Raw genomic sequence first — 21,164 nt, forward strand, 5'->3', positions numbered from 1 at the left:
CGCCACATTGTCGGCCGCCGATCGTTTCCGCCTCCGGGCGGACCCGGCGCAACGTCTGATCTGATGCAGTCTGCGATCGATCTCGCACCTTCAGGCTTGCCGGCCGACACCACGGCCGTGCGGGCACGTCGTTGGTCGGTCTCATGGATTGCGTTGGCTGCCGTCTTTGTCTCGCTTTTCGCGCTGCTGCCGCTTGCCTTCATCGTCTGGGTGGCGGTGCAGACCGGCTGGGAAACGGTGGCGGCGCTGGTGTTCAGGCCGCGCGTCGGCGAGCTTCTGGTCAACACCAGCCTGCTGGTGGTGCTGGCGGTGCCGATCTCGATCGTGCTGTCGGTGGCGCTGGCTTGGCTGACGGAGCGCAGCGATCTGCCGGGTGCCCGCTTATGGGCCTGGCTGTCGGTGGCGCCGCTCGCCATTCCCGCCTTCGTCCACAGTTACGCCTGGATCACCATGGTGCCCAGACTGCACGGCCTGTGGGCCGGCGTGCTTGTGTCCGTCATCGCCTATTTCCCCTTCCTTTATCTGCCGGTGGCGGCGGCATTGCGCCGGCTCGATCCCGCTCTCGAAGATGCAGCGGCAGCCCTTGGTCTCGGCCCGTGGCGCGTGTTCAGGCGTGTCGTGCTGCCGCAGCTCCGGCTCGCCATTTGCGGTGGCTCCCTGCTGGTGGGCCTGCATCTCCTGGCCGAATACGGGCTCTACGTGTTCATCCGCTTTGACACCTTCACCACCGCGATCGTCGACCAGTTTCAGTCGACCTTCAACGGTCCCGCCGCCAACATGCTGGCCGGCGTGCTGGTGACCTGCTGCTTCGTGCTGCTCGGGCTGGAGGTGCTGGTGCGCGGCGAGGAGCGCTATGCCCGCGTCGGCTCGGGTGCTGCGCGCCACCAGCAGCGCACGAGCCTTGGGCGCGCCACCATTCCTTGCCTGCTGCTGCCCGCTGTTACCACGCTGCTGGCGCTCGGGGTGCCGTTCGTCACTATCGGTCGCTGGCTCATGGCCGGCGGCGCCGATGTCTGGCGGCTCGACGAGATCGGCCTGGCGCTTGGTCAGACACTGTTCCTGGCGATTGCAGGCGCGCTGCTCGCCACCGTCGCGGCAATGCCGATGGCGTGGATTTCGATCCGCGCGCCGGGAAGGCTGCAACGCGTCCTGGAGGGCTGCAACTATATCGTCGGCGCGTTGCCCGGGGTTGTCATCGCCCTGGCGCTGGTCACCATCGCCGTGCGTATCGCCATGCCGCTCTACCAGACCCTGTTCACCATCCTGGTCGCCTATGCGCTGATGTTCCTGCCGCGCGCTCTGATTAGCCTCAGGGCGTCGATCGCACAGGCGCCGGTCGAGCTCGAACGGGCCGCCTCCAGCCTCGGCCGGTCGCCGCTCAAGGCGCTGTGGTCGACGACCATCCGCCTGTCGGCGCCGGGTGCCGCGGCCGGCATGGCCTTGGTCGCGCTCGGCATCATGAACGAGTTGACCGCAACCCAGATGCTGGCGCCCAACGGCACCCGCACGCTGGCCATGGCGTTCTGGTCTTATAGCGGCGAGATCGACTATGCGTCGGCGGCGCCTTATGCCTTGATCATGGTGGCGATGTCGCTGCCTTTGACCTGGCTGCTCTACGTCCAGTCGAAGCGGATGGCCGGGCGATGAGCTTTCTCGAGCTGAGCGGCATCCACAAGCACTACGGCCCCGTGGCAGCACTTGCCGGCGTCGACCTCAGCGTGGCCAGCGGCAGCCGTACGGCGATCGTCGGGCCATCCGGTTGTGGCAAGACCACCTTGCTGCGGCTGATCGCCGGCTTCGAGGCGCCCGACCAGGGCCGCATCGTGCTCGATGGCGAGGTGCTGGCCGATGGCGACACGGCCGTGCCGGCGCATCGCCGCGGCATCGGGCTGGTGGCGCAGGACGGCGCTCTGTTCCCGCATCTGAGCATCGCCGCCAATATCGGGTTCGGCATGGGCCGTCACGAGGAAAAGCGGAGCGAGCGCATCGCCGAGCTCGCCTATGTCGTCGGGCTGGACAAAGGGATCCTGAAGCGCCGCCCGCACGAACTCTCCGGCGGCCAGCAGCAGCGCGTCGCGCTCGCCCGCGCCATGGCCATGAAGCCGCGGCTGATGCTGCTCGACGAGCCGTTCTCGGCGCTCGACACCGGCTTGCGCGCCTCAATGCGCAAGGCCGTGGCCGAGCTCCTCGAAACGGCCGGCATCACCACCATCCTGGTCACCCATGATCAGGCCGAGGCGCTGTCATTCGCCAGCCAGGTCGCGGTGATGCGCGACGGCAAATTCTCGCAGGTCGGCACGCCGCGCGAGCTCTATTTCAAGCCGAAGGACCGGATGATCGCCGAGTTCCTCGGTGACGCCATCGTCCTGCCGGCCAGGATCGCCGATGGCGTCGCCACCTCGCCGCTCGGCCGCATTGCCGTCGACAGCACGGAGCGGCGCGACGTCGCGCGCATCATGCTACGGCCGGAGCAGGTGCTGCTGAAACGGACATCGCGTGAAGGCATGTCCGGCACGCCGGACATGCTGTTCGGCGAGGTGACGGAATCCGAATTCGCCGGCTCGATGTGCACGATCGCGGTGCGTCTCTTGAACAGCCCCGATCCGCCCGATGCTGCCGCCATCGGCAACACGCCGTTGATCCTGCGCAAGCCGGGCATGGACGCGCCGGCGATCGGCGAGATCGTCCGGCTGACCGTGTCGGGCAAGGCGCATGTGTTTGCCTGAACGGTTTTGCGCAAGGCCGACCTCAATCGACCCGTTTACCGGCCTGATCGAACCAGTGCAGCTTTTCAGACCTGGCCACGACGCGCAATTGGTCGCCTGGCTTGGCGCTGGCGCGGCCTGAGACGCGCACGACGATACGGCTGCCGGCTGCCGCGCAGTGGAGAAAGCTTTCGGCACCGACCGGCTCGACTGCTTCCACTGTCGCCGGCAACGCGAGCGCGCCGGCCGGCGCCTCTGCCGCGAAGGTGATATCGGCATCCTCCGGACGAAAGCCGAGTGTCACCGCCTTGCTTTGTCCAGGCGCCGAGCCAATCACCATCCCGTCCGCCAATACCGAGCCTGGAGAGGCCCCTGTGAGCGCCAGCAGATTCATCGGCGGTGCGCCTATGAACGAAGCAACGAAGGTCGAGGCCGGCTTCTCGTACACGTCGAGCGGCGCGCCGATCTGCTCGACCAGGCCGGCGTTCATGACGACAAGGATGTCGGCCAGCGTCATCGCCTCAAGTTGGTCGTGGGTGACATAGACCGAGGTGACGCCAAGCGAGCGCTGCAAATTCTTGATCTCGACGCGCATCTGCCCGCGCAATTTCGCATCGAGGTTGGACAGCGGTTCGTCGAACAGGAAGACCTTCGGGTTGCGCACGATGGCGCGGCCCATGGCGACACGCTGGCGCTGACCGCCGGAAAGCTCGCGCGGGCGCCGGTCGAGCAGCCCCGAAAGCTCCAGCACCTTGGCAGTCGAGCGTACCCTGCTGTCTATCTCGTCCTTCGGCGTGCCGCGGTTGCGCAGGCCATAGGCCATGTTGTCGTAGACCTTCATATGCGGGTAGAGCGCATAGTTCTGGAACACCATGGCGATGTCGCGCTCGGTCGGGCCAATGGCGTTGACCACCTTGCCGTCGATGGCGACTGTACCGGCCGAAATCGTCTCGAGCCCGGCGATCATCCTCAGCAGCGTGGACTTGCCGCAGCCGGAGGGGCCGACCAGCACGCAAAGCTCCTTGTCGGGAATGGCGATGGAAACGCCCTTCACGGCCTCGACGCCGCCGGGATAGATCTTCTTGACATCCTTCAGATCGACGGTCGCCATCGGCTTCTCACTTTTCGGATTCGACCAGGCCGCGCACGAACCAGCGTTGCATCAGCACCACGACCAGGATCGGCGGCACGATGGCCAGCATCGCGGTGACCATGACCAGGTGCCATTGGGTGTCGGCATCGGCGAAGGAAACCATCTTTCGCAGCGCGATGACGATGGTGTTCATGTCGTTGCTGTTGGTGACGAGCAGCGGCCAAAGATACTGCGTCCAGCCGTAGATGAAGAGGATCACGAACAGCGCGGCGATGTTTGTCCGCGACAGCGGTACCAGAATATCGAAAAAGAAGCGCCATGGACCGGCACCGTCGACACGCGCCGCCTCGACCAGTTCGCCCGGGATGGTCATGAAGAACTGGCGAAACAGCAGCGTTGCGGTGGCCGAGGCGATCAGCGGGATAATCAGGCCGGCATAGGTGTCGATCATGCCGAGATCGACCATCACCTTGTAGGTCGGCAGAATGCGCACCTCGACCGGAAGCATCAAGGTGATGAAGATCAGCCAGAAGAAGGTCATGCGCAGCGGAAAGCGGAAGAACACGATCGCGTAGGCCGACAGGATCGAGATGAAGATCTTTCCCACCGCGACGCCGAGCGCCATGATCGTGGTGTTGAGGAGCAGTCTGCCGACGCTGATACCGCCGATACGACCGATGCCGCCGAACAGCGCCTCGCTGTAATTGTTCCATAGCTGGTCGCCGGGCAACAGCGGCAGCGGCGGCCTGAGGATCGTTTGCAGCGTGTGCGTCGAGGCAACGAAGGTGTAGTAGATCGGAAAAACCACGATCAATATGCCAAGGATAAGCACGGCATGGGCGATGACGGTGCGGAGCGGGGATTGGCCGATCATCGCTGCCCTCAGCCGTAATGGACTTTGCGTTCCACATAGCGGAACTGGATGGCTGTGAGCGCGATGACGATGGCCATCAGGATGACCGACTGCGCCGCCGAGTCACCCAGGATCAGATTGACGAAGCCGTCATTGTAGACCTTGTAGACCAGCGTCTCGGTCGTCTTGCCCGGGCCGCCGCCGGTGACGGCATGAACGATGCCGAACGTGTCGAACAGGGCATAGACGGTGTTGACAACCAGCAGGAAAAAGGTTGTCGGCGCAAGCAGCGGGAAGACGATGGTCCAGAAGCGCTTGGTCTCGCCGGCGCCATCCATGGCCGCCGCCTCGATCAGCGTTTTCGGCACCGCCTGCAGGCCGGCGACGAAGAACAGGAAATTGTAGCTGATCTGCTTCCAGGCAGCCGCCGACACCAGCAGGACCATGGCGTGGGTGCCGTTGAGCAGCGGGTCCCAGGCGATGCCGAGGCTTCTCAGCAAATAGGCCAACGAGCCGATCGAAGGATTGAACAAGAAAAGCCACAGCATGCCGGCAATCGCCGGCGCCACGGCATAAGGCCATATCAACAGTGTGCGGTAGAGGCCTTTGCCGCGCACGGCCTTCTCGGCCATGACCGCGAGCAGCAGGGCCACAACCATGGCAACGATCGCGGTCGCAAGCGAGAACACCACCGTGACCTTGATCGAGTTGAGGTAGGCCGGATCGGCCAGCACCTTCCGGAAATTGGCAAACCAGACGAACCTGCTCTTCAGCCCGAACGGGTCTTGCCTGAGCATCGACTGGTAAAGCGCCTGACCGGCCGGCCAGTAGAAGAAAACCAGGGTGATGGCGAGTTGTGGCGCCACCAGCAGGTACGGCAGGATCTTGTTGGGAAATACGACGCGTGGAGACAGGCTGATTTCCCTCGCTATCCAGGTGTTGCCAACGCGAGCTCGCGTGGGCGATATTTCAACCGACTAATGCATGTCGCCCAAAAGTGCGCAGCGATTTTGGGGTAACGACATGCATAAGAACAAGAGCTTAAAGCGCGTCGCATGTGGCCATTCAAACGCGACGCGCTTTAACCGAGATAATCTCGTCAGTTCTCCAGCGCTTCCTTGATCGCGGCGTTGCCGCGTGTGACCGCATTGTCGAGCGCCTGCTGAGCGGTTTGCTGGCCGGCCAGCATCTTCTCCAACTCCTCATTCTGGATATCACGCACCTGCGGCAGATTCGGCAGGCGCACGCCCTTCGAGTTGTCGGTCGGCGCCTTGCCCGTCATCTGCAGGATGGGTGTCTCGCGGCCGGGGTTTTTGTCATAGAAGCCTGATTTCTTGGTCGCCTCATACGCGGCGAGCGTCACAGGCAGGTATCCCGACTTCTGGTGCAGATATTCCTGCACATCGGTGTTGGACAGATAGGCAAAGAAGGCGGCAACACCCTTATATTCCTCGTCCGACTTGTTGCCGAACACCCACAGGCTGGCACCGCCCGGCGTGGTGTTCTGTGGTGCGCCCTTGGCGTCGCTATCGTAAGGAAGCTGGCCGATGCCATAGTTCATGCCGGACTTGACGATATCGCCGAGGCCGCCCGACGATTCGGTGAAGATGCCGCATTCGCCAGCGAGGAATATCTGCTTGGCTTCGGAGGTGCGCCCGCCATACTTGAACGTGCCGTCCTTGGCCAGGTCCGCGAGCGCCTGGAAGTGGTTGACGAAAATCGGCGCATTGATCTTGAGTTCGACATCGCCGCCGGCCAGGCCGTTCTGCTGAGTGGCCCAAGGCACGTCATTCCACGCCGCGAAATTCTCCAGATGGATCCAGGTCAGCCAGGTCGAGGTATAGCCGCAAGGGGCGGCGCCGCTCGTCTTGATCTTCTTGGCAGCTTCCCACACCTCGTTCCAGGTCTTGGGCGGGCTGTTCACGTCGAGGCCTGCCTTCTGGAAAATGTCCTTGTTGTAGTAGAGGATCGGCGACGAGGAGTTGTAAGGGAACGACAGCATGGTGCCGTCCGGCTTCGAATAATAGCCGACGATGCCGGGCAGATACTGGCTCTTGTCGAAGGTCATCCCGGCACTGGTCAGCACATCGGCCGCCGGCTTGATCGCACCCTCGGCCGCCATCATCACGCCGGTGCCGACGTCGAACACCTGGAGGATATCGGGCGCCTGGCCGGCGCGGAAAGCGGCGATGCCGGCATTCAGCGTCTCCGGATAGGTGCCCTTGAACACCGGAACGAGCTCATAGTCGCTCTGGCTGGCGTTGAAATCCTTGGAGATCTTGGCGACGACCTCGGCGTTGGCGCCGGTCATGGCGTGCCACCAGCTGATCTGCGTGACGGCGAAGGCGGAGGTGGTGGAAAGCAGGGTCAAGGTGGCGGCAACACCGGCCGCGAAGCCGAAGAACTTCATGTTTCATCTCCCGTTTGTCATTGGCGAAAGGGGCACTCTCGCAAAGCCAATATGTGGCGCTGATGACAATCGGACAACGGTTTTGTTGCGGGTCAATGAACATCGCTTCCGGCTAAAGTGCGCTCGCTACCGAAAGCGTCGCCAGGAACTACATCACCGCCTTCTCGGCGGAGCGCATCGGTTTTCCCCCGAAAAGGCCCGCCTCATGGCCCGCGGGTTAACCATTCGTTAAAATCTCCAAGAGCTAATCAGTCACACCTCCCCTGTTATTTGGCAGACCGAGTGAACCCAGGATGCTGACGGTCTATAATTGTATTGTAAGTCAGCACGACCTGAGACTGGTCGCACTTGCCGCCCTCGTCTGCGGCATTTCTTGCTTCTCTGCAGTAAATCTCCTTAAGCACGTCGGCCGATCGACNCGCACTTGCCGCCCTCGTCTGCGGCATTTCTTGCTTCTCTGCAGTAAATCTCCTTAAGCACGTCGGCCGATCGACCAACCGAAACCGGCTTGTCTGGCTAATGATCGCCGCAACTTCGACCGGGTTCGGCATATGGGCGACGCATTTCATCGCCATGACTGCGTTTACGCCGGGAATACCAAACGCATATAGTCCGGGATTATCCGCCTTTTCGCTTGCCGCCGCCGTCATCCTGACCGCGCTTGGGATGTGGGTTGCCACCTTGCGCCGCGGCATCGACCATTTCCTCGTCGGCGGCGCCATTCTCGGTGGTGCCATCGCGACGATGCACTACATCGGCATGGCGGCGTTCGAGGTCGAGGGCCGGATCGTATGGAACCTGCTCCTTGTCGCGATATCGCTTCTGGCCGGCGGGACGCTCGCGGCAATGGCGCTCCTTGTCGTCTTGCGCCGCCCGTCCGCGCTCGCAACACTTGGTGGCGCCGCGCTTTTGACGCTGGCGATTTGCAGCTTGCATTTCATCGCGATGGGCGCGGTGTCGATCATTCCGGATTCCTCGATTGAAATATCCGAACATTCCATCGAGCCCATTTCCCAGGCCTTTGCCGCAGCGGTCGCCAGCCTGGTAATCCTTGTGCTGTCAGGCGCCGCGCTGTGGATCGACCTGCGCTTTCGCCGGCAGAGGCTCGAGGCCGATCGCATGCACGATCTCGCCAATGCCGCGGTCGAAGGGCTGATCGTTTGCGATGGCACACGCATAGTCAGCGCCAATGACAGCATGGCGAAACTGACGGGCACGGCGACAGCCACCCTGAACACGATGCAACTCGGCGAGCTGTTCGATGGACAGAGCGCAGCCGATGTATCCGGCTTCGGCGAACAGGCACAAGAAACGAAATTGAGGGGCAGCGACGGCACGAGAATTCCTGTCGAGCTGATCGCCAGGAAGATCGCCTACTGCGGCAGGCCTCATACGGTGCTTGCCGTTCGCGACATCCGTGAGCGCAAGAAGGCGGAAGAAGAGATCCTCCGTCTCGCGCATTTCGATCCACTTACCGGGCTTGCCAATCGGCGGAGCTTTTCTTCCCGGCTCGAAGCAGAAATCGCTTCGATGGAGCGTGGCAGCAAGGATGGATATCTGGCGCTCCTGCTGCTTGACCTCGACCGATTCAAGCAAGTCAACGACCTCTACGGCCACAGCGCCGGTGACGCCATGCTGCAGAAGCTGGCGCACTGCATTTCCGGCATTCCGCGCCACGGACAGATGCTCGCGCGTCTCGGCGGCGACGAGTTTGCCGTCTTAGCTCCGAACCTCCCCGACCCCCTGGCCGCAGGCCGCATAGCCGAGGACTTGCTGGCGGCGATCCGGGAGGAAAACAGGGTTTCAGTCGGCTCCGGCCCTGTTTCGGCCAGCATCGGCATCGCCTTCTTTCCGCTGGATGCCGAAGATCAGGCCGGCCTGATCGGCCATGCCGACACGGCACTCCATCGCGCCAAGACCGAGGGCAGGGACACCTATCGTTTTTTCGAGATAGCCATGGGCACCGCGGCCCGCGACAAGCGCGTGATGGAGCATGAACTGCGCCAGGCGATCGCCCGCAAGGAGTTCCACCTCGTCTACCAGCCGCAGAAGGAAATCCGCAGCGGCAAGATGATCGGCTTCGAAGCCCTGGTCCGTTGGCAGCATCCGGAGCGGGGCGACATTTCCCCGGCCGTTTTCATCCCCGTGGCCGAGGACAGTGGCGCCATCGCGCAGATCGGCGACTGGGTGCTGACGACGGCTTGTAACGATGCTGTTCGCTGGACGAATCCGCTGATGGTCGCCGTCAACGTCTCCGCCGTGCAGCTTCACAATCCGAACTTCAGCCGCAAGGTGCACGACGCACTGTCGAGATCCGGCCTCGCACCCGGCAGGCTCGAACTGGAGATCACCGAAACGGCCCTGGTGAAGGACATGCCCCGCGCATTGGCAACCTTGAGGCAGGTCAAGGCGCTTGGCGTGCATGTGGCGATGGACGATTTTGGCACCGGCTATTCTTCGCTGTCCAACCTTAGCGCCTTTCCCTTCGACAAGATCAAGATCGACGGGTCGTTCATCAAATCGGTCGACAAGAACGGCCAGTTCGCGGCGATCGTCCGCGCCGTGCTGGGGCTTGGACGCGGTCTCGGCCTGCCGGTCCTGGCGGAGGGCATCGAGACGCCGGGCGAATTGCAGTTCCTTGACGCCGAGGCTTGCGAGATCGGGCAAGGCTATTACCTCGGCAAACCGGCTCCGATCGAGACATTCGGCGAGTTGACGGGCGTCACGGCTCCGGCAGTCCGCACCGCCAGCCGGCGCGGCGCAAGCATCGCCGTGCTCAAGCCGCGCCTGCGCACGGTCTGAGCCTATCCCGGCTGAAGCGCTGCCTCGACCAGACGCTTGGCATCCGGCCCCGACCATTCGGCCGGGCCGTTCATATGGGCGATCAGGCAGCCTTGCCCATCGATCAGCATGGTGACCGGCAGACCGAGCGCCAGGCCGCGCGTCTTGACGTCGTTGAACAGCGCCATGGTGGCATCGCGATAATAGCCGAGCGCCTTGACGCCGGTGTCCTCGAGGAACTTCTTCGGCTTGGTATCGTCGCCGGCATCGACGTTGACTGCAACAACCTGAAACGCATCGCTGCCCATCTCCTTCTGCAGTGCATCGAGCGCCGGCATTTCGGCGCGGCAAGGTGCGCACCATGTTGCCCACAGATTGAGCAGCACCGTCTTGCCGGCACGATCGGCGATCGTCGTCGGCTTGCCGTCGGGGCCGTTGAAGGCGAGGCTTTTCAGCGATTGCGGCGGATCCGCCGGCAAAAGCGCGGCGACTTGACCGGTAGCGGCGGCGGCGATCTTCTTGGCATGGTCGGTCCTGGCGGCGCAGGCGACGTCGTCATTGCCGCCGCCGGCGGCCACTTGCGCGGGCGCGTTATTGCCAGAACCGCTTTCCCTGACATATACCGCGACCGCGCCGGCCAGCACGCCCGCAACCAAAGCGGCGAGGATGAGACGCAAAGCCGGGAAAAATCTATTGCCGTCTGCCATTTTTCAACAACTGCTCCGGAGCACGGGTTATAGCGATGAGCGATAAGAAGGCCAGCAACCAGATGTGGGGCGGACGTTTTGCCTCGGGTCCGGCCGCAATCATGGAAGCGATCAACGCGTCGATCTCGTTCGACCGCAAACTCTATGCCCAGGACATTCGCGGCTCGATCGCCCATAGCGAGATGCTGGCGCAAACGGGCATTATTTCGGCGGCCGATCAAGAAAAAATCAGTCACGGGCTGAACACGATCCTGGCAGAGATCGAGGCCGGCACATTCGAGTTCTCGACCAGGCTGGAAGACATCCACATGAATGTCGAGGCCCGCCTCGCCGATTTGATCGGCCCTGCCGCCGGCCGCCTGCACACTGCCCGCTCGCGCAACGACCAGGTGGCGGTCGACCTCAGGCTCTGGGTCAAGGACGAGTGCTTTCGTGTCGCCGAGGCGCTGAAAGGCCTGATCACGGCGTTCCTCGCCCGGGCCGAGGAGCATGCGGCAACGGTGATGCCGGGCTTCACCCACATGCAAGCGGCGCAGCCGGTGACCTTCGGCCACCACTGCATGGCCTATGTCGAGATGTTTGCGCGCGACCTGTCGCGCGTCCGCGACGCGATCGAGCGGATGGACGAAAGCCCGCTCGGTGCGGCCGCCCTCGCCGGCACCAGCTTTCCGATCGACCGGCACCAGACGGCAACGGCGCTTGGTTTTCGCGAACCGATGCGCAATTCGCTCGACAGCGTTTCGGACCGCGATTTCGCGCTGGAATTCTTGGGGCTGGCGGCGATCTGTGCGACACATCTGTCGCGGCTGGCCGAAGAGATCATCATCTGGTCGACGCCGCAATTCGGTTTCGTCAGGCTGTCGGATAGCTTCTCGACGGGTTCGTCGATCATGCCGCAGAAGAAGAACCCCGACGCCGCCGAACTGGTGCGCGGCAAGACCGGCCGTGTCACCGGCCATCTGGTCGGCCTGCTGACGGTAATGAAGGGCATGCCGCTGACCTATGGCAAGGACATGCAGGAAGACAAGGAATCCGTCTTCGACGCGGCAGAGACGCTCGACCTGATGCTGGCGGCGATGACCGGCATGATGCGCGACATGACGGTGAACACTGCCGCGATGAAAAAGGCGGCGGGCGCCGGCTATTCGACTGCGACCGACCTCGCCGACTGGCTGGTACGCACGCTCGGCCTGCCGTTCCGCGAGGCGCACCATATCACTGGCCGGGCGGTGGCGCTGGCCGAGGACAAGAAGGTCGGGCTCGACAGGCTTTCGCTGCAGGATTTGCAGTCCATTCACCTCGGTATCAGCGCAGACGTGTTTTCGGTTCTGGCCGTGCAGAATTCTGTAAAGAGCCGCACAAGCTTCGGCGGCACCGCGCCGTCCGAGGTGCGCAAGCAGATCCGCTACTGGAAAAAGCGGCTCGACAAGGCGTAAGACGCGGGGTGCAATGGCCGCAAAACTCGGCTAGAAGCGCTGCGGGCAACAGTTTCGGACGGATGACGCGATGACCGGAAGCAGGATTTTGGTGACGCTGACGCTGCTAGCGGCGATGGCGACCGTTGCGGCCTGCGGCAGGAAGGCTGCGCTCGATACGCCCTACGCGGCAGCCGTGCAGGCGCGCAAGGACGCCGAGAAGGCCAAGCAACCTTTGCCGCCGGAGCCGGAAAAACCTGTCGAGGACAAGAAATTCATCCTCGACCCGCTGCTCTGATTTTCGGACCGATCTCGTGAACCATTTCGACTACCGCGACGGCGTACTGCATGCCGAGGACGTGGCAATATCAGATATCGCCGCCAGTGTCGGCACGCCGTTTTATTGCTATTCGACGGCGACGCTGACCAGGCATTTTCGCGTCTTTGCCGAAGCTTTTGCCGGGCTCGACGCCCTCGTCTGCTATGCCATGAAGGCGAATTCCAACCAGGCTGTGTTGAAGGTGCTGGCAAGGCTCGGCGCCGGCGCCGACGTGGTCTCGGAAGGCGAACTGCGCCGCGCTTTGGCCGCCGGCATTCCGGCAAGCAAGATCCTGTTTTCAGGCGTCGGCAAGACCGCGCGCGAAATGGATTTTGCGCTCTCGGCCGGCATTCTCTGTTTCAACGTCGAATCCGAACCGGAGCTGGAGCTGCTGTCGGCCCGCGCCACCGCGCTGGGCAAGATCGCGCCGATCTCGCTGCGCATCAACCCGGATGTCGACGCCAGGACGCACAAGAAGATTTCGACTGGGAAGGCCGAGAACAAGTTCGGCATTCCCTGGCAGCAGGCGCGGAAGGTTTATGCCCGCGCGGCTGAGTTGCCGGGCATCAGGATCACCGGCATAGATACCCATATCGGCAGCCAGATCACCGAATTGCAGCCCTTCGACGACGCCTTCGCGCTGCTGGTGGAACTGGTCGGCGCGTTGCGTGCCGACGGGCATGCCATTGAGCATATCGATGTCGGTGGTGGCCTCGGCATTCCCTACCGCGTCGACAACAACCCGCCGCCTTTGCCCGAAGCCTATGCCCAGATCGTCAGGAAGCATGTCGCCAAGCTCGGGCTGAAAGTGATGTTCGAGCCGGGCCGGCTGATCGTCGGCAATGCCGGAATCCTGGTCTCGGAGGTCATCTTCGTGAAAGAGGGCGACGCCAAGAACTTCCTCGTCGTCGACGCCGCGATGAACGATCTGATCCGGCCGACCCTTTACGACGCCTTCCACGACATCAGGCCGGCGGTGCAGCAGCCGGTCGCGGCACCGCGCATGAAGGTCGACGTCGTCGGCCCGGTCTGCGAGACCGGCGACTATCTCGGGCTCGACCGTGACCTGCCCAGGCTGAAAGCCGGCGACCTGATCGCTGTCGCCACCGCCGGCGCCTATGGCGCCGTCCAGGCCGGCACCTACAACACCAGGCCGCTGGTGCCGGAAGTGCTGGTCGACGGCGACCGCTTCCACATCGTGCGCCCGCGCCAGACCTATGACGAATTGATCGGGCTGGATTCGGTGCCTGATTGGTTGACCTGAGAGATACCTTGCAGCGCTACAGCCGGTGCTGAATGAGCACCCTGGCCTCGGCGATCCTGTCCTCGTTCCGGCGATAGAATATCCACTGCTTGATACGCTTGCTGCGCAAAAGCCCTGCCTGGGTGAGCACGCGCATATGCTCGCTGAGCGTCGCCTGCGTGATCCCCAGCTTTTCCGCGATCAGCAGCGCGCAGACCCCGTCCTCGACCAGATCACCGTCCGCCTGCGGCGGAAAATGCGCGCGCGGGTCCTTGAGCCAATCGAGGATCTGCAGTCTGCGCTCGCTGGCAATCGCTTTGAAGACGTCGACCTCTTGCATTTAGGCACTTTGCCAAGTTACTAAGTAATGTCAACTCTGGGAGTGAAGCATGCTGCATGGCCACACGATCACCCGCGAGCGCATTGCGGCGATGGAACCCCGCATCCGGCCCTTCGTGCGCCACACGCCGGTGCTGCGCGTCGACATGGCCGATTTCGGCCGCCCGCCTCTGCCTGTCGACCTGAAGCTCGAATGCCTGCAGCATTCCGGCTCGTTCAAGGCGCGTGGCGCGTTCACCAATCTCCTCGAACGGCCGGTTCCCGCAGTTGGCGTCGTCGCCGCATCGGGCGGCAACCACGGCGCCGCGGTCGCGTATGCCGCCATGCGGCTCGGCCATAAGGCGACCATCTTTGTTCCCGAAGTGAGCCCGCCGGCCAAGCTGGGCCGCATCCGCGGCTACGGCGCCGAGCTGATCGTCGGCGGCGCCCGTTATGCCGAGGCGCTGGCCGCCAGCGAGAGCTTCGCCGAAAAATCCGGCGCGCTGCAGATCCACGCCTTCAACCAGGAGGAGACGCTGGTCGGGCAAGGCACGCTGGGCCTCGAGATCGAGGCCGACCTGCCGAAGCTCGACACGCTGCTGGTCGCTGTCGGCGGCGGCGGCTTGATCGGCGGCATCGCCGCTTGGTTTTCCGGCCGCATCAGGATCATTGCCGTCGAGCCAGAGGGTGCGCCGACGCTACACCGCGCTTTCGAGGCGGGCCGGCCTGTCGATGCCCCAACCGAGGGCATCGCCGCCGATTCGCTCGCGCCGAAGCGTGTCGGCGAAATGATGTTTCCTATCGCCGAGGCGTTCGTCGAGCGCTCGATCCTCGTCGGCGACGACGACATTATCGCCGCCCAGGCGGCGCTGTGGGACCGGGTGCGAATCATCTCCGAGCCGGGCGGTGCGGCGGCCTTCGCGGCGCTCCTGTCCGGCCGCTACAGGCCGGCTGTGGGCGAGCGCGTTGCCGTTCTGGTCTGCGGCGCAAACGCCAATCCAGCGAAATTTTGACAATATCCGGGGCATTATTGTTCACGTTTTGGGGAACCGCCTCGCCTTCGCCGTGTTTGTTGGTATCCTTAGGGCGACGTGCAGCCGCCTGAATGCACGACGTATGCGCTAAGATTTTGGGTCTTCGCATCGTGCTTCCCGAAAATCGACTTTTCGGGCCCATGCGATAGACTCGTGAGGTCCGGGCTATCCCGCCCGGCCAGGAAGGGCCGATGACGCAACGACCCGTCTTTACCAGCGATCGCAGCCTGGCCGGGCGCCTTGCCTTGAGCCGGCTGGCGACGCAGGTCTCGATAATCGTCGAGCGCGGCTGGCCGTTGCTGCTGCCGCTGATCATCGTCGCCAGCCTGTTTCTCAGTATCTCGTGGCTCGGTCTGTTCCCGCTTTTGCCCGATTTAGCGCGATTCGGTCTCATCACGGCATTCGGCGTCGCAGCGCTTGCCGCACTCTATCCATTGCGTTTCTTCCGCACGCCATCCAGTGCCGAGGTCGACCGCCGCATCGAGGCGGCCAACCGGTTGCTGCACAGCCCGGTGCAGGTCCAGACCGATCGCCCGAGCGGCAAGGAAAGCATTTTTTCGCGAGCCCTGTGGCGCGAGCATCAGCGGCGCATGGCGGACCGGCTGGGCGAGCTTGGCGGCGACGTGCCGCGCACGCGCGTCCCCGAGCATGACCCGTGGGCGTTGCGCGCCGTTGCGGCGCTTTTGTTGGTCACCGCCTTTGCCTTCTCCTTCGGGCCGTCGGGCGGCAAGCTGAGTGACGGGTTTGTTGCCCGTGCCGCGCGCGACGTCGTGCCGCCGCGCATTGATGCCTGGGTGACGCCACCGGCCTATACCGGCAGGCCACCAGTATTCCTCAACGCCCCTGTCCTTGCCAACAATGCCAATCAAGCGGCGCAGACCTTCACGGTTCCGGAGGGCAGCGACGTGTCGCTGCGCGTCACGGGCGGTTCGGGCGAGGAAACGCTGAGCTACGCCGACGCCGGCGGCAACACCCGCGCCATCGATCCGACCGGGCCGCAAGCCAAGCCAGAGGCAAATACTGCAACGCCTTCCACCGTGCGCCAGTTCAGCGGCAAGTTGACGGCCGACGGCATGCTGACGCTGCAATCCGGCGACGGCGAGCTCGGCCGCTGGGCCTTCGCCATAATCCCCGACAAGCCGCCGCAGATCCGCTTTGTCGGTGAGCCGAAACGCGCCGTCAACGGCGCCTTCGAGCTCAACTACCAGATCGACGACGACTATGGCGCGGCCTCCGCCAAGGCGGTTTTCGCATTGGCCGATCCGCAGGTGCCCAACGCGCATCCGCTCTATGGCCCGCCGGATATGCCGCTGACGTTGCCGCGCCGCGGCGGCAAGGCCAATGCCGCCAAAACGACGAAGGATCTGACCGACCATGTCTGGGCCGGTGGCAACGTCAAGCTGTCGCTTGTCGCCACCGACGGCGCCGGACACACGGCGACCAGCGAAACCAAGACGCTGGTGATGCCGGAGCGGCCATTCTCCAACCCCTTGGCGCGGGCCGTGGTCGAGCAGCGCCGCATGCTGGCGCTCGACGCCTATGCCAAGGACCGCGTCCTCGACCTGATGGATGCGATCACGCTCAGGCCCGAAGACACGTTCGACAATATGGCGCACTACCTCGCCATCATGAGCGCCCGCACCCGGCTGAAGATGGCCGACAGCGACGACCAGTTGCGCGACGAGGTCGCTTACCTCTGGGAGATCGCGCTCGGCATCGAGGAAGGCAATCTGTCGGCGGCCGAGAAGCGGCTGCGCCAGGCGCAGCAGGCGCTGCAGGATGCGATCAAGAACGGCGCTAGCGACCAAGAGATCGAGAAGGCGATGAAGGAACTGCGCGAGGCGATGAACCAGTTCCTGCAGGAATTCGCGGCGCGGGCGCAGCAGAATCCGAATGCGCCACAGATGCAGCAAAACGGCCAGGAACTGCGCCAGAGCGACATCGACCGCATGATGGACCAAATCGAGAACCTGGCGAAATCCGGCAATCGCGACCAGGCGCAGCAATTGCTGTCGGAGCTGCAGGACATGATGAACAATCTGCAGGCAGGCCGCCAGCAGCAAGGCGGCCAGCAGGACAGCGAGATGCGCCAGCAGATGGACAAGCTGGGCGAGATCATGCGGCGCCAGCAGGAGATGATGAACGACACCTTCCGTATGGACCAGATGCAGCGCGGCCAGCAACAGCGCGGGCAGAACCGCGACGAGCAACTCGGCGAGAACGGTGAGCAAGGCCCGATGGGCGAAGAGGGCAAGCCCAGCCCGGGCGACGACCGCGATCCGCTCGGCCGGCCGAAGCCGATGACGCCGCAGGAATTTGCCGATGCGCTGAAGCAATTGCAGGAAGGCCAGGGCAAGCTGCAGAGCGAGCTCGATCAATTGAGGAAGGGCCTCGAAGGCATGGGCCTCGACCCCAATGAGGGGTTTGGCGAAGCCGGCAAATCCATGGGCAATGCCGAACAGGCGCTCGGCGAGGGCGAGGGCGACCAAGCCGTCGGCCACCAGGGCCGCGCATTGGAAGCCTTGCGCAGGGGCGCCAAGGATATGATGAAGCAATTGCAAGCGATGCAAGGCGACCAGGGCGGCAACGGGCAGGGCGGACGCCAGCAGAATGCCGACCGTGACCCGCTCGGGCGGCCCCGCACCAGTGAGGGTCCCGATGACGGAAGTTCGGTGAGAGTGCCTGACGAGATCGACGTGCAGCGCGCGCGCCAGATCCTCGAGGCAATCCGCAAGCGGCTCGGCAACGCGCTCAGCCCCGATATCGAGCGCAGCTATCTGGAGCGGTTGCTGGAGCTGAAGTAAGGCTGCACTCTACATTTTTGGAAGATCGCCGTGCGCGGTCCTCCGTGGTGGCAGCTATCGCCGGACCGAGCGACGTGTTTAACGGTTGGTGAACGCCTCGCGGATCGCCTCTTCCATGCCGTCGATCGCCTCGCCGGAAGCGTTCGGATTGCGCCGCAGCACTACGTTCGAGGAATCGATGTCGCCGAAGCCGTCGGCGGCCGTAAGTTCGCGGCAGCCGGCCGGAATGTTGCTGCGCGAGATCGGCGCAATCGCCAGCCCGGAGGTGACGGCGAGCCGCAGGCCGCCATTGGTATCGCTGGTGTAGGCGACACGATAGGCGAGACCGCGCTGTTCCAGCGACTTTATCGCGAAATCCTTGCACCAGCCGGCGCGGTTGTAGAGCGCGATCGGCACCGGCCGGTCCTCATGCATGTGATGCAGCTCCGACGTCACCCATACGGTCGGATCATGCATCAGCACCTCACCGCCCGAGAGATCCTGCCATTCGAACACCACCGCCAGATCGAGCTCGCCGGCGGCGAGCGCCGCGATCTGCGCACCGGAATGCGCGTAGCGGACGGTGATGTCGACCTGAGGATGGCGCTTGGCAAAGGCACCGAGCGCGCGCGACAGGATCGCGTGGCCATATTCCTCCGGGATACCGATGCGCACCGGCCCGCCAAGCGGCGCCGCGACCATCGATGCCGCCGTCTCGTCGAGCAGCGAAACGATGCGCCTGGCGTTGGCGATGAGCTCGCCGCCGCGCCGCGTCAGCGCCACACCACGCGAGCCGCGCTCGAACAGGCTGTCGCCGACCATGCTTTCGAGCTTCTTCATCTGCATCGAGACCGCCGACTGGGTGCGGCCGGCCCGCTCCGCCGCCTTGGTGAAATTGCCGGTGTCGGCGACCGCGACGAAGGTGCGCAAGAGGTCGCTGTCGAGATTGGGTCGCATGTGCCCGCCATAAGAAAATCTGATTGCTGGCATCATTCCAATTCGTTTGCAACATGTCAAACGGCGGACGATAGTCGCCTCACCCATTGGATATGCGGCCGCGAAATCGGCCGCGGACCAATCAAAAGTCCTCACTCGTACCCGCTGCCCGAAACGGTGGCGGGTTCTTTTTACCCGGATGCAGGCCTGCTTCCGGCCGGCGCGTAGGAGACCGGAGCGCCCATGCAGAATCGGCTTGTGCTCGGCATCCTCAGCCTCTGTCTCGGCGTGTTGGTCTTTTCACTGCAGGACCCGCTGGTCAAGGCGGTGTCGAGCCGCTATCCCGTCACCGAGGTGATGGCGATCCGCTCGATCGTCGCCCTGCCGATCCTGGTTTTCCTCGTCCACGCCGACGTCGGATTGCAGGCGATCCAGTCGAAGCGGTTCGGCATGTTGACGATGCGCGCCTTCATCCAGTTCACCTCCTACACGGCCTACTATCTGGCAATCGCCGCCCTGCCGCTGGCCGACGCGGTGGCGCTCTATTTCATGGCGCCACTGTTCATCATGGCGCTGGCCGGCCCGTATCTCGGCGAACGCGTGTCCTGGCAGGCGCTCGCCACCGTCCTGGTCGGCATGCTCGGCGTGCTGGTGATGGCGCGCCCGGGTGCCGGCGTGTTCGACTGGGCGGCGCTGCTGTCGCTAGGCTCGGCTCTGCTCTACGGTTTTTCGCAACTGATGGCACGCAAGATCGGCGACACCGAATCCTCGACCGTTATGGCGTTTTACCAGAACGGCGCCTATCTGGCCGGTGCTGCCCTGGTGGCGGGGCTGTTTTGGCTGGCAGACATCGACCATGCCGTGCATCCGAGCCTCGAATTCCTAGTCCGGCCATGGGTCTGGCCGACGACGTCGGATCTGCTGAAGATGGGGGCATGCGGCTTCGTTGCCTCGGCCGGCATGATCCTGTTGTCGCAGGCCTACCGGTTGGCGCCCGCCAACAGCGTCGCCACCTTCGAATACACCGGTATCATCTGGTCGCCGCTATGGGGTTTTCTGTTCTTTGCCGAAGTGCCGCGACCGGCGACGGCGGCCGGCGCAGCCCTCATCATCGGCGCCGGCCTGTTTGCGCTCCATGCCAGCCGGCGCCGGAGCGGCGCGCCAGCCATCGCTGCGACCTGCGACCCTGCGTGAAGGCGGTCGGCCTTGGGCTTTAGGCGAAACAGGCGAGCGCCTGTTCGACGCGGGCGCGAATTTCAGCCAGCGTGAACGGCTTTTGCACGACATCGAGAATAACGCCGTCCAATTCCTCGGCGCGCTCGCGCTGATCGGCAAAGCCGGTCATCAGCATGATCTTCATCGCCGGGAACAGCGCCGCTGCCGCCTTGGCCATCTCGATGCCGTCCATCTCCGGCATGCGGATGTCGGACAGCACAAGGTCGTAGCCCCCTTGCGCCGCCCGGATCAGAGAAAGACCGTGCGCGCCGTCGGCGGCAATAGTGACATTATGCCCGGCGCGTTCGAGCGCACGGGCGGCGAGGGTGCGGACGGATTCATCGTCCTCGACGATCAAGAGCTTTGCCATGGGCAGGATATTTGGCGAGGAAAAGTTGATGTTTCCTGAAGGCGCTGAGTGTCGATGAGGCCTTTTCAGAATTCGCTCCGGCGAGTCAGATGGCGTGGTTTTCGAGAACCGGAGCGGAGCGGACGTTCGAGTCCGGGAGCTTCGCGCTTGATCCCGAACTCGGTTTCGATTTCGGAAAGCATCATGCGCAAAATCAAAAGTGCTACAGCGTCCTTTGCGCGTCCAAAGGACGCGCTGCGCTGCAGGAAGCGCAGAACACTGCGTCAGGTGGCCGCCGGAGTAGAATTATCAAAAAGGCCTCAAGCGTCGCCCTTGACCATGCCGACGAACGGCAATTCGCGAAACGCGTGGGCGACGTCCATGCCATAACCGACGACGAAATAATCGGGGCAGTCGAAGCCGACATAGTCGGCGTTGAGCGTGGTCTGGCGGCGCATGCGCTTGTCGAGCAGCACGGCGATGGCACAGCTCCTCGCGCCGCGCGACAGCATGAGGTCGCGGGTGAAGCTCAGCGTCTTGCCGGATTCGAGAATGTCGTCGATGAGAAGCACATCGCGGCCGGCGACCTCGTTGTCGATGTCGCGCAGCACCCTCACCTCACCGCTGGTTGTCCCGGCGCCATAGCTCGAGATGAAGATGAACTCGACCTCCGGCGACAGGCCGACATCGTGCATGGCACGGATAAGATCGGCGGCGAAGATGAATGATCCCTTCAGCACCGAGATTACCAGAAGGTCGTGGTAGTCGTGCCCGGCGATCTCCTTGGCAAGTTCCAGATTCCGCCGCGCGATGGCGGACGCCGAAAACAGGACTTCGATGTCCTTGCCGCGCACAACTGGCATTGGCCGCCTTTCCAGAAATGATCGCCTTGTAGGCGAAGCTGACCGAAAACGGTCTTCAACCCCGTTTCTAGGCATGTCGAGCCGTCTGGCAAGGCCAAATCTTTGGCAGGGCGCCCGCGAACCGTCCCCTGCGCGTCGCA

Annotated in this window: 17 protein-coding genes and 1 pseudogene; 9 read left to right on the forward strand and 9 right to left on the reverse strand. The window is 63.6% G+C overall.

Translation table 11 applies throughout. The features are described from left to right. The first annotated feature begins 63 nt into the window (after positions 1–63). Positions 64–1,647: an iron ABC transporter permease gene (locus X760_RS64050; protein WP_023721079.1), complete on the forward strand. Its 1,584-nt coding sequence runs from the start codon at positions 64–66 to the stop codon at positions 1,645–1,647. Further along, positions 1,644–2,726, forward strand: a complete 1,083-nt coding sequence (locus X760_RS64055) for an ABC transporter ATP-binding protein (RefSeq protein WP_023721080.1) — start codon at positions 1,644–1,646, stop codon at positions 2,724–2,726. The genes X760_RS64050 and X760_RS64055 overlap by 4 nt, the downstream gene beginning before the upstream one ends. A gap of 22 nt (positions 2,727–2,748) precedes the next feature. Here the strand turns inward: X760_RS64055 and X760_RS64060 are convergent, their stop codons facing one another. The 4 genes from X760_RS64060 to ugpB form a co-directional block, all read right to left on the reverse strand. Further along, positions 2,749–3,816: a sn-glycerol-3-phosphate import ATP-binding protein UgpC gene (locus X760_RS64060; protein ID WP_023721081.1), complete on the reverse strand. Its 1,068-nt coding sequence runs from the start codon at positions 3,814–3,816 to the stop codon at positions 2,749–2,751. Between the two features lie 7 nt (positions 3,817–3,823). After that, on the reverse strand, positions 3,824–4,672 hold the full coding sequence (gene ugpE / locus X760_RS64065) for a sn-glycerol-3-phosphate ABC transporter permease UgpE (RefSeq protein ID WP_023721082.1): 849 nt from the start codon (positions 4,670–4,672) through the stop codon (positions 3,824–3,826). A gap of 8 nt (positions 4,673–4,680) precedes the next feature. Then, a complete protein-coding gene (gene ugpA, locus X760_RS64070; RefSeq protein WP_023721083.1) occupies positions 4,681–5,565 on the reverse strand; it encodes a sn-glycerol-3-phosphate ABC transporter permease UgpA in 885 nt (294 codons plus the stop codon). A 185-nt stretch (positions 5,566–5,750) separates the two neighbouring features. Then, the gene (ugpB, locus tag X760_RS64075; protein WP_023721084.1) at positions 5,751–7,061 is read right to left on the reverse strand and encodes a sn-glycerol-3-phosphate ABC transporter substrate-binding protein UgpB; all 1,311 of its coding nucleotides are present in this window, start codon (positions 7,059–7,061) and stop codon (positions 5,751–5,753) included. Between the two features lie 293 nt (positions 7,062–7,354). On the opposite strand from ugpB, the pseudogene X760_RS0138925 reads away from it, so the two are divergent. After that, positions 7,355–9,863: pseudogene (locus X760_RS0138925) on the forward strand (EAL domain-containing protein). Between the two features lie 2 nt (positions 9,864–9,865). Here the strand turns inward: X760_RS0138925 and X760_RS64080 are convergent. After that, positions 9,866–10,549, reverse strand: coding sequence for a TlpA disulfide reductase family protein (locus X760_RS64080; protein ID WP_023721085.1), 684 nt, complete (start codon positions 10,547–10,549; stop codon positions 9,866–9,868). 35 nt (positions 10,550–10,584) lie between these two features. On the opposite strand from X760_RS64080, the gene argH reads away from it, so the two are divergent. The 3 genes from argH to lysA all read left to right on the forward strand — a co-directional run bounded on the left by argH (position 10,585) and on the right by lysA (position 13,547). Continuing rightward, positions 10,585–11,985 (forward strand): argininosuccinate lyase, encoded by a 1,401-nt coding sequence (gene argH, locus X760_RS64085; RefSeq protein ID WP_023721086.1) that lies wholly within the window; start codon positions 10,585–10,587, stop codon positions 11,983–11,985. Between the two features lie 70 nt (positions 11,986–12,055). After that, on the forward strand, positions 12,056–12,262 hold the full coding sequence (locus X760_RS64090) for a hypothetical protein (RefSeq protein WP_023677931.1): 207 nt from the start codon (positions 12,056–12,058) through the stop codon (positions 12,260–12,262). 16 nt (positions 12,263–12,278) lie between these two features. After that, positions 12,279–13,547 (forward strand): diaminopimelate decarboxylase, encoded by a 1,269-nt coding sequence (gene lysA, locus X760_RS64095; RefSeq protein WP_023721087.1) that lies wholly within the window; start codon positions 12,279–12,281, stop codon positions 13,545–13,547. Between the two features lie 16 nt (positions 13,548–13,563). Here lysA and X760_RS64100 read toward each other — a convergent pair whose 3' ends face one another. Then, the gene (locus tag X760_RS64100; RefSeq protein WP_023721088.1) at positions 13,564–13,866 is read right to left on the reverse strand and encodes a metalloregulator ArsR/SmtB family transcription factor; all 303 of its coding nucleotides are present in this window, start codon (positions 13,864–13,866) and stop codon (positions 13,564–13,566) included. Between the two features lie 49 nt (positions 13,867–13,915). Here X760_RS64100 and X760_RS64105 point away from each other — a divergent pair, with 49 nt between their 5' ends. Both X760_RS64105 and X760_RS64110 read left to right on the forward strand, forming a co-directional pair. Next, the gene (locus tag X760_RS64105) at positions 13,916–14,857 is read left to right on the forward strand and encodes a threonine/serine dehydratase (protein WP_023721089.1); all 942 of its coding nucleotides are present in this window, start codon (positions 13,916–13,918) and stop codon (positions 14,855–14,857) included. 212 nt (positions 14,858–15,069) lie between these two features. After that, positions 15,070–17,682 (forward strand): TIGR02302 family protein, encoded by a 2,613-nt coding sequence (locus X760_RS64110; RefSeq protein WP_023721090.1) that lies wholly within the window; start codon positions 15,070–15,072, stop codon positions 17,680–17,682. A gap of 78 nt (positions 17,683–17,760) precedes the next feature. Here X760_RS64110 and X760_RS64115 read toward each other — a convergent pair whose 3' ends face one another. Next, positions 17,761–18,618: a LysR substrate-binding domain-containing protein gene (locus X760_RS64115; protein ID WP_023721091.1), complete on the reverse strand. Its 858-nt coding sequence runs from the start codon at positions 18,616–18,618 to the stop codon at positions 17,761–17,763. A 222-nt stretch (positions 18,619–18,840) separates the two neighbouring features. Here X760_RS64115 and X760_RS64120 point away from each other — a divergent pair, with 222 nt between their 5' ends. Further along, entirely contained in the window at positions 18,841–19,791 is a 951-nt protein-coding gene (locus X760_RS64120; protein WP_023721092.1) for a DMT family transporter, read from the forward strand. Positions 19,792–19,810: 19 nt separating this feature from the next. On the opposite strand, the gene X760_RS64125 is transcribed toward X760_RS64120, so the two are convergent. Then, on the reverse strand, positions 19,811–20,182 hold the full coding sequence (locus X760_RS64125) for a response regulator (RefSeq protein WP_023721093.1): 372 nt from the start codon (positions 20,180–20,182) through the stop codon (positions 19,811–19,813). Positions 20,183–20,481: 299 nt separating this feature from the next. Then, positions 20,482–21,024, reverse strand: coding sequence for a hypoxanthine phosphoribosyltransferase (hpt, locus tag X760_RS64130; RefSeq protein ID WP_023721145.1), 543 nt, complete (start codon positions 21,022–21,024; stop codon positions 20,482–20,484). Between the last annotated feature and the right edge of the window lie 140 nt (positions 21,025–21,164).

Origin of the sequence: Mesorhizobium sp. LSHC420B00 (genome assembly GCF_000503055.1) — a bacterium.
In the GTDB taxonomy this organism is placed as follows: domain Bacteria; phylum Pseudomonadota; class Alphaproteobacteria; order Rhizobiales; family Rhizobiaceae; genus Mesorhizobium.

Excerpts from the sequence above, each read along its gene's own strand:
- X760_RS64060 (WP_023721081.1), bottom strand. The coding sequence starts at position 3,816 with ATGGCGACCGTCGATCTGAAGGATGTCAAGAAGATCTATCCCGGCGGC.
- X760_RS64125 (WP_023721093.1), bottom strand. The coding sequence starts at position 20,182 with ATGGCAAAGCTCTTGATCGTCGAGGACGATGAATCCGTCCGCACCCTC.
- ugpE (WP_023721082.1), bottom strand. The coding sequence starts at position 4,672 with ATGATCGGCCAATCCCCGCTCCGCACCGTCATCGCCCATGCCGTGCTT.
- X760_RS64080 (WP_023721085.1), bottom strand. The coding sequence starts at position 10,549 with ATGGCAGACGGCAATAGATTTTTCCCGGCTTTGCGTCTCATCCTCGCC.
- hpt (WP_023721145.1), bottom strand. The coding sequence starts at position 21,024 with ATGCCAGTTGTGCGCGGCAAGGACATCGAAGTCCTGTTTTCGGCGTCC.
- argH (WP_023721086.1), top strand. The coding sequence starts at position 10,585 with ATGAGCGATAAGAAGGCCAGCAACCAGATGTGGGGCGGACGTTTTGCC.
- X760_RS64100 (WP_023721088.1), bottom strand. The coding sequence starts at position 13,866 with ATGCAAGAGGTCGACGTCTTCAAAGCGATTGCCAGCGAGCGCAGACTG.
- X760_RS64055 (WP_023721080.1), top strand. The coding sequence starts at position 1,644 with ATGAGCTTTCTCGAGCTGAGCGGCATCCACAAGCACTACGGCCCCGTG.
- ugpB (WP_023721084.1), bottom strand. The coding sequence starts at position 7,061 with ATGAAGTTCTTCGGCTTCGCGGCCGGTGTTGCCGCCACCTTGACCCTG.
- X760_RS64115 (WP_023721091.1), bottom strand. The coding sequence starts at position 18,618 with ATGCGACCCAATCTCGACAGCGACCTCTTGCGCACCTTCGTCGCGGTC.
- X760_RS64120 (WP_023721092.1), top strand. The coding sequence starts at position 18,841 with ATGCAGAATCGGCTTGTGCTCGGCATCCTCAGCCTCTGTCTCGGCGTG.
- X760_RS64090 (WP_023677931.1), top strand. The coding sequence starts at position 12,056 with ATGACCGGAAGCAGGATTTTGGTGACGCTGACGCTGCTAGCGGCGATG.
- X760_RS64105 (WP_023721089.1), top strand. The coding sequence starts at position 13,916 with ATGCTGCATGGCCACACGATCACCCGCGAGCGCATTGCGGCGATGGAA.
- X760_RS64110 (WP_023721090.1), top strand. The coding sequence starts at position 15,070 with ATGACGCAACGACCCGTCTTTACCAGCGATCGCAGCCTGGCCGGGCGC.
- X760_RS64050 (WP_023721079.1), top strand. The coding sequence starts at position 64 with ATGCAGTCTGCGATCGATCTCGCACCTTCAGGCTTGCCGGCCGACACC.